7 protein-coding genes are annotated in these 7,333 nt (G+C 48.3%); all 7 read right to left on the reverse strand.

The features are described from left to right. Positions 1–14: 14 nt before the first annotated feature. Positions 15–1,355, reverse strand: a complete 1,341-nt coding sequence (fliI, locus tag HRU42_RS13985) for a flagellar protein export ATPase FliI (protein ID WP_295031938.1) — start codon at positions 1,353–1,355, stop codon at positions 15–17. Next, positions 1,324–2,310, reverse strand: a complete 987-nt coding sequence (gene fliH, locus HRU42_RS13990; RefSeq protein ID WP_295031939.1) for a flagellar assembly protein FliH — start codon at positions 2,308–2,310, stop codon at positions 1,324–1,326. Before fliH ends, fliI begins: the two co-directional genes overlap by 32 nt. Further along, entirely contained in the window at positions 2,310–3,347 is a 1,038-nt protein-coding gene (gene fliG / locus HRU42_RS13995) for a flagellar motor switch protein FliG (RefSeq protein ID WP_295031940.1), read from the reverse strand. Before fliG ends, fliH begins: the two co-directional genes overlap by 1 nt. Further along, positions 3,337–5,040: a flagellar basal-body MS-ring/collar protein FliF gene (gene fliF, locus HRU42_RS14000; protein WP_295031941.1), complete on the reverse strand. Its 1,704-nt coding sequence runs from the start codon at positions 5,038–5,040 to the stop codon at positions 3,337–3,339. Before fliF ends, fliG begins: the two co-directional genes overlap by 11 nt. Positions 5,041–5,111: 71 nt before the next feature. Then, on the reverse strand, positions 5,112–5,456 hold the full coding sequence (fliE, locus tag HRU42_RS14005; protein ID WP_295031942.1) for a flagellar hook-basal body complex protein FliE: 345 nt from the start codon (positions 5,454–5,456) through the stop codon (positions 5,112–5,114). Positions 5,457–5,691: 235 nt separating this feature from the next. After that, positions 5,692–7,053: a sigma-54 dependent transcriptional regulator gene (locus tag HRU42_RS14010; protein WP_295031943.1), complete on the reverse strand. Its 1,362-nt coding sequence runs from the start codon at positions 7,051–7,053 to the stop codon at positions 5,692–5,694. Next, positions 7,046–7,333: ATP-binding protein (locus HRU42_RS14015; RefSeq protein WP_295031944.1), on the reverse strand; the 288-nt coding region annotated here is incomplete at its 5' end. The genes HRU42_RS14010 and HRU42_RS14015, both read right to left, overlap by 8 nt.

The raw sequence follows: 7,333 nt of genomic DNA on the forward strand, positions 1-7,333 counted from the left end.
ACACTAGATTCTGATCATACCTTACACTGGGCACTCAACTGAGAAAGCATCAGCTGACTGGAATCAAAACTGAGCGACTCCTTCATCGTTTGCCTTAAAAAGGCGTTCATCGCCGGTTGAAGCCGTATCGCATTATCGATCCTAGGGTCGCTACCTTGAGTGTATGCCCCGATTGAAATCAGATCTTTATTCTGTTGAAACAGCGAATACACCTGTTTTACACGGCGCATTGACTCCAGATGCTCGGTGCTGATCACCATAGGGGCAACACGGCTAATAGAGGCTTCGATATCGATGGCGGGGTAATGACCAGAATCGGCTAATGATCTCGACAAGACTATGTGTCCATCTAAGATCGCCCTGGCCGCATCGGCAATCGGGTCTTGAAGATCATCGCCTTCGGTTAATACGGTATAAAATGCCGTGATAGAACCTTGGCCCGGACCACCATTGCCCGCTCTTTCGACCAGCTTGGGTAACTTAGCAAACACCGAAGGCGGGTAGCCTTTGGTTGCGGGAGGCTCACCGACCGCGAGTGCGATTTCTCTTTGTGCCTGGGCATAGCGTGTCAAGCTGTCCATAAGCAGCAATACGTTATAGCCTAAATCTCTGAAGTATTCTGCTATCTTGGTTGAAGTTTCACAGGCTCGAAGCCGCATGAGTGGAGACGTATCGGCGGGCGCTGCCACCACCACAGAGCGTGCACGTCCCTCTTCACCTAAGATCTCTTCGATAAACTCTTTAACTTCCCGGCCACGCTCTCCGACTAAGCCCACGACTATGATGTCGGCGGTCGTGCCCCGCGTCATCATGCCCAGTAACACACTCTTGCCCACCCCAGAACCGGCAAACAGTCCCATCCTTTGACCCTTGCCGACAGTTAACATGGCATTGATCGCTCGAACCCCGACATCCAGAGGCTCAGTGATGGCTCTTCGGGCTAAGGGGTTGATAATGGGGGAATGTTTTGGCGCTTTTTGATCGGTTTGCAATCGGCCTAGATTGTCTAAGGGTTGACCATTGCCATCGAGTACCCGGCCTAATAATGACAGGCCGACACTGAGTCCGGTTTGCACACCTAAGGGGGTGACCTTGGCGCCGGGTAAGACGCCTCTAAGCTCTTCTATCGGCATTAAATAGAGCAGTTCATCGTCGAAACCTATCACCTCGGCGACCAGATCTCCAGCCAAGGTTTCTATGCTACATAGGCTGCCTATCGGAGCCCGACAACCGATGGCTTCGAGCGTTAAGCCTACCACCCGGATCAACTGACCACTGGCTTCGGCGACAAATGGATAAACCTTATCATGTTGCCGTTTGATTTTATTCAGTAACTGACTTTGGCGGTTGCTCATCTTGTTTTACGCCCTCTGACTCTTTAGCTGCTGACACGTTTTCATTAGTGCTAAGTGTCTCTTGTTGTAAACCAGGCTCAAGCTCGGATTGCTCCGAAGCTGTATCCGTCACATTCTGTTTGGCATCCTGACTATAGGATGCTAAGGCCTGCTGTTGCTGCTCTTGGGATTGATTGAGATGCTCTACATGATGCTCCATCTCCTCCAGCACTGTGCTTATCCTCTGCTCGAGTCGCATATCGACGCGACTTCGCTGGCTGTTGATGATGCAATCACCAGGTGACAGACTCGGATCGGCTTCCAATTCCCAGCGATTTTTTTGCAACTGATTGGCGCTATAGAGTTCTTCAACCAAATGATGATCATCGGGATGCAAGCGAATGGTGATCCCTTGATCCTTCAGCGGCAGTGAATCAACCCCTTGCCTCAATGCTGCCAAAATGTGCTCGGGGTGAGTTTTTAACTCGTGACCAATCACGGCGCGGGTTAATTTCATCGTCAGGGAGAGTAATTCTTGTTCAATCTCGGTATCTAACAGGGCTAAAGGCTGTTCAAATTGTTGCAGCAAGGACTCGAATCGTGAGATTAACACCTTGGCTTGCTCGACGCCTTCACTATGACCTTGCTCTATTCCCTGTTTAAGTCCCTCTTCATGGCCTTGTTTCAAGCCCTCTAATCGGCCCGATTCAGCGCCAGACTGAAAACCTTGCTCTTTGCCCTGAGCAAAGCCTTCCTGTTCGGCTTGCTCACGGATCTCTTCAATCTCTGCTAATGTCGGCGGTAAAAAAGATTGGGGTTCCTCCACTGTGGTTTTATGTACGCTGGTACGACCAAACAAGTTTGAAACACCTTCGCCAGCAGCAACTGTAACATCAGGGATCTGCCAATGTGTGTACTCGACCTCGGATTGACCAGACTCATTGTCTGTCGGCTTAGCTTCACTATCCGTTTTCATTATAAGAACTCTTCACCGCCGCCACCGCCTAACATAATATCACCACTGTCACTTAAACGCCTGGCGATAGATAAGATCTCTTTTTGAGCGACTTCGACTTCACTGATCCTGATAGGCCCCATGGCTTCTAAGTCATCACGTAACAACTCTGCCGCTCGCTTCGACATGTTACCCAAAATCTTATCTTTGAGTACATCATCGGCTCCCTTGAGTGCCTTCATCAACACATCTTGTTGAATTTCGCGCAGCAGCACTTGAATACCTATGTCATCCACATCACTCAGATTCTCAAAGACAAACATAAGATCTTGTATTTGTTGCGCCATCTCTTCGTCTGACTCTCTCATGGTCTCCATGAGCTGACTCTCAACATTGGTGTCCAGATAGTTCATGATATCTGCAGCCGCCTTCAAGCCGCCCATTTTAGCAGCCTGAGCCCCGCCTTGACCGGCAAACTGTTTCTCCATGATATCATTTAATTCTTGCAGTGCTGCGGGTTGAACCTCTTCTAAATTTGCGATGCGCATCATAAGATCCAGACGAGTATTCTCCGGAGATTGGGCAACAATTTCTGCCGCCTGATCGGGTTCCAGATAGGAAAGCACGATAGTTTGGATCTGCGGGTGTTCATTTTGTATTATGGTCGCCACTTGACGAGGATCCATCCACTTGAGTGAATCCAGCCCCTTAGCCCCACTGCCCATGATGATCTGTTCGATCAGATTGCCGGCCTTGTCTTCACCTAACGCCGCCGTTAAGGCCTTACGGACAAACTCTTCACTGTTAAAGCCAATAGATGAGTACTTTTGAACTTCGTCAAGAAATAGCTTATGCACGCCTATGACTTTTTCCTGGCCAAAATCCGTCATGGCAGCCATCGCCATGCCGACCTTTTGAACTTGCTTAGGCTCCAAGTGTTTTAAAATTGACGCAGCGTCCGCTTCACTTAGACTCAAGAGTAATATTGCCGTTTTCTCAGTGCCGGTTAGCTGATCGACATTGTCGGCTTTGGCGCCATTGTCTGAATTATTGCTCATCTTGTTGTAACCAACCTTTTATCACTTGGGTAGATAACTCAGGCTCATTTGCGACTAACGCCCTAATAGCTTTAATCATATCATCATCTTTATGAAGATCAGGTATCAAAATCGAACCGTCATCTGCATAACTGTATTCGGCTTCTGGACGATTGAGCATGCCTAAGGTATCGGATGCGAATTGATCTTCGATCTCAGCCAGTTCATCACCAAATTTAGGCTCATCGGGAATACTGACGCTGTCGGGATAAATAAGACGTTTGAGCATGGGCCTAACAACAAACATGATTAATGCAAGAATGATCACCCCGCCCATGCCCAGCTTGAATGCTCGCCAGAACCATGGCTGTTCCCACAGCTCAAGAGCCGGTAGTTCTGCGATAAGCTGATCCATGAAGGGAACGGTAACCACTTCTAGCACATCACCTCTTTGCGTACTGAAACCAACGGCTCCCTCTAGCAAGCGGCGAATATTGGCTAACTCCTGCTGAGTTCTCGGCACTCGATTGATTTGACCATCTTCTCCAACGGCGCCCGTTTTATAATCCACGGCAACTGACACACTGACACGCCTTACCATCCCCACCTGCTGTCTGGTATGGCTAATGGTAGTATCGAGTTCGAAGTTTCTGGTGGCTTCTCGATGTGATGCGCCACCACTCGCTGAATTTGACTGTGAGTCAGTATTTAACGCATCCTGTGGAATATCACTCTCCATAGGCGGCTGATTAGATAAGGCGCCGGGGATCCCCGATGCACTGCCGCCATTTGAATTATTCTCCACCGTCATTTCACTTCTAAGGGCTGGCAGGTCTGGGTTGTAACGCTTCGAAGTTTGCTCTACCGCGGTAAAGTCCATGGTGACATCGACTTGAGATGTAAAATGTTCAGGCCCTAGGATAGGCATGAGGATTGATTGCACCTTAGTCCGGTATTCCGCCTCTTTTTGCAGGACTAATTCTGACTCTCTGCGGGCTCTTGCCGATACCGCATCTTGGCTACCCGAGTTTAATAACCGACCATTTGAATCTGTCACAGTGACACGGGTCGGGATTAAGCCTTGAACGGCAGACGCAACGATATCGACCACGGCATCGACTTCTTCTTGACCGAGTCCGCCGCGGCGAACATTGAGAACCACAGTGGCACTGGGTTTGGCACGGTTTCTAGAAAAAACGTTCTCTTTGGGAATAGCCAGAATAACCTTGGCTCTGCTGATACTTCTCAGCTCTTCAATTGCTCTGGCCAAGTTTAACTCTTGGCTGTGCTTGAGCCTGGCCAGCTCCATTCGCTGGCTCACACCAAAACCACTATCTTTACTCAGGTAGTCATTTGGGCGCGAAGCACCATCGATCCCTTCGCGGCTCAATATCAACTTAACAGCTTGGTACTGATCATCGGGTACCTTGATGATATCGACATCGATCTGATAATTAATCTTGTTTTTATCTAGGACGTCTAACACCTTGACCATCTCTTGGGTATCCATTTTACCAAGCGGTCTATATTCCGGCTCTTGTGCCCACAGCATCACAAATACAGCCAATGCTAAACAGATCGCGAGCGCGAGAATCATGGTGATCTGGCGCAGCATATCAGTCCCGCCAAACATACTGCCGCCGGATTTATTTTCTTCCTGGACTCCACCCGCCAGCTTATCGTTTGCCAACGTAGACTCAGAACCTACTACCATGTCAGTGCTCAAAATTGTTACCCGTTTATTATATTAATTATCATATATATTGCTTAGCATATTGGCCATCACTATACAGGCATGCTCATAATCTCTTTATACGCTTCAATTAGCTTGTTTCTAACTTGCATCGTCGCTTCAAATGCGACACTGGCCTTCTCTCTGGCGATGACGGTATCGGAAAGAGTCACCCTGGTATCTCCCATGTCTAGGCGGGTGGCCAATGAGCCAGAATTCGCTTGAAGCTCGCCAACGGTGCCGATAGCCTGAGACAGCAGCTGACCAAAATCGCTACCTGAGGTATTACTGACTTGTTGGCTGATCGGTGAACCGAAACCGGAATTGAGTCCAGAAGGTTTAATTTCACCACTAAGAGACTGCATCTCTTGTAATAATGAGTTGGCTCCAATCTGCATATTTTTATCCCCATCGTCTTACTGAATGCGCTAAGTGACGAATAGTTGACGAAATTAACTGTTAGAGAATAACATGCAAAAACGTTGCCAAGTATTGATTAGGCAGGAGAAGGGAAGTCGGTCGGCAGGGTCTCGAGTTCTAAGTCGTAAGCCGTAGCATTAAGACAGAGTTTAAAGTGGAGGGGAGTTCCTAGGACCTGTTATCTCGGCGCTAGGACCTAGGGAAAAGTGTGTTCTATGCGGGGATCTCTATGCCCATGTCTCTCATTTTGGCCATCTTATATCTGAGCGTTCTAGCACTGATCCCCAGTTTTTCGGCAACCCGTTTCCTACTGCCCTGACACATGTTTAGCGTCTCAAGAATGATCACATGCTCCTGGGCCTTAAGCTCATCGCCTAACGCATCGAGTTCTGCTGGTTTTTTCGTCGCGTGTAATTGCTGCTCTACCGGTATCTGGCTAATGAACACTTCCTGAGTATCGAGAATGATATCCGCCCCCACAATCAGTTGTCCCGTCATCAAGATCAAGGCGCGTTGAATCACATTATCGAGCTCCCTGACATTGCCAGGCCATCTATGGGTCAGTAACCGTCTACAGGCTGTTTCATCCAGAGTCGGGATCTGTGCTAATCCAGATTTAGCACCATGGCGAGTCAAGAGATGACGGGCCAGAGGTAAAATATCTGCCGGCCTCTGACTCAATGACGGCCAGGTGAGTGGAAAGACATTAATGCGATAATAGAGATCTTCACGAAACTCCCCTGACGCGACCACCGCTTTTAGATCACGATTGGACGTTGCAAGCACCCTGATATCTAACTTTATGCTTTTACGTCCTCCGAGGCGTTCAACCTCCCTTTCTTGCAATACCCGTAGCAATTTAGCCTGAAGGCTTAAATCCATCTCGGTAATTTCATCGAGTAATATCGTGCCTCCCTGTGCCTGTTCAAACTTACCCGGGCAAGCTTGATAGGCACCAGTAAATGCGCCCTTCTCATAGCCAAATAAGGTGGCTTCCAACATGTTTTCGGGTATTGCGGCACAGTTTATCGCGATAAAAGGGCCATTATTACGGCTACTATGTTGGTGAATGTATCGAGCCAGTACTTCTTTACCCGAACCACTGGGCCCCATGATCATCACCGAAGCATCCGATGCCGCCACCTTCATAGCAAGATTTAGCAAGGCAAGGCTCTTCTCATCGGCGACAATGGGCATATTCTCAACTATCTTAGGTTTCAGATATCGAGAAACCTGGTTCAACAGCACCTCAGGAGCGAAGGGTTTGGCTAAATAATCTACCGCACCGAGTTTGATGGCATTGACCGCATTATCTATGGTTGCATAAGCTGTCATCAATAACACAGGCAGCTGAGCCTGGTTCTGACTAAGATAATTAAGTAGACCTATGCCGCCTATCCCCTGCATCTGTATATCGCTGATGACGAGGTCAAAAGATTCAGTCTTGAGTTTAATGATCGCCTCTTCGGCCGAAGCTACATCGACACATTCATATTGCGCCAGCAACAAGGTGTCTACCAGAGCTTCCCGGAGTGAATGATCGTCTTCAACCAACAATAATTTACCTTCAGACATGGTCTAGCCCCTCCTCTGCGGATACTGAATTTGTCACAGAAACCTGTGAGTCAGGCTGTAGCATCGAGATGTTTAATTTAGGAAAGTGTAATGATGCCTTACAACCTTTGCCTTTTTCACAGCGCAATTGCATTTTTCCACCATGATTGGCCACTACAGATTGCACTACCGCAAGGCCCAGACCTGTGCCTTGGGGCTTAGTGGTGAAGAAAGGTTCGAGTACTTTTTGTTGCATCCCTTTATCTAAACCTTTGCCGTTATCGGTAACATGGATCTGAAT

Source organism: Shewanella sp., assembly GCF_013214165.1.
Classification (GTDB): Bacteria; Pseudomonadota; Gammaproteobacteria; order Enterobacterales; family Shewanellaceae; genus Shewanella.

Coding starts and splice junctions, on each gene's coding strand:
- fliI (WP_295031938.1), bottom strand. CDS start 1,355: ATGAGCAACCGCCAAAGTCAGTTACTGAATAAAATCAAACGGCAACAT.
- fliH (WP_295031939.1), bottom strand. CDS start 2,310: ATGAAAACGGATAGTGAAGCTAAGCCGACAGACAATGAGTCTGGTCAA.
- fliG (WP_295031940.1), bottom strand. CDS start 3,347: ATGAGCAATAATTCAGACAATGGCGCCAAAGCCGACAATGTCGATCAG.
- fliF (WP_295031941.1), bottom strand. CDS start 5,040: ATGGTAGTAGGTTCTGAGTCTACGTTGGCAAACGATAAGCTGGCGGGT.
- fliE (WP_295031942.1), bottom strand. CDS start 5,456: ATGCAGATTGGAGCCAACTCATTATTACAAGAGATGCAGTCTCTTAGT.
- HRU42_RS14010 (WP_295031943.1), bottom strand. CDS start 7,053: ATGTCTGAAGGTAAATTATTGTTGGTTGAAGACGATCATTCACTCCGG.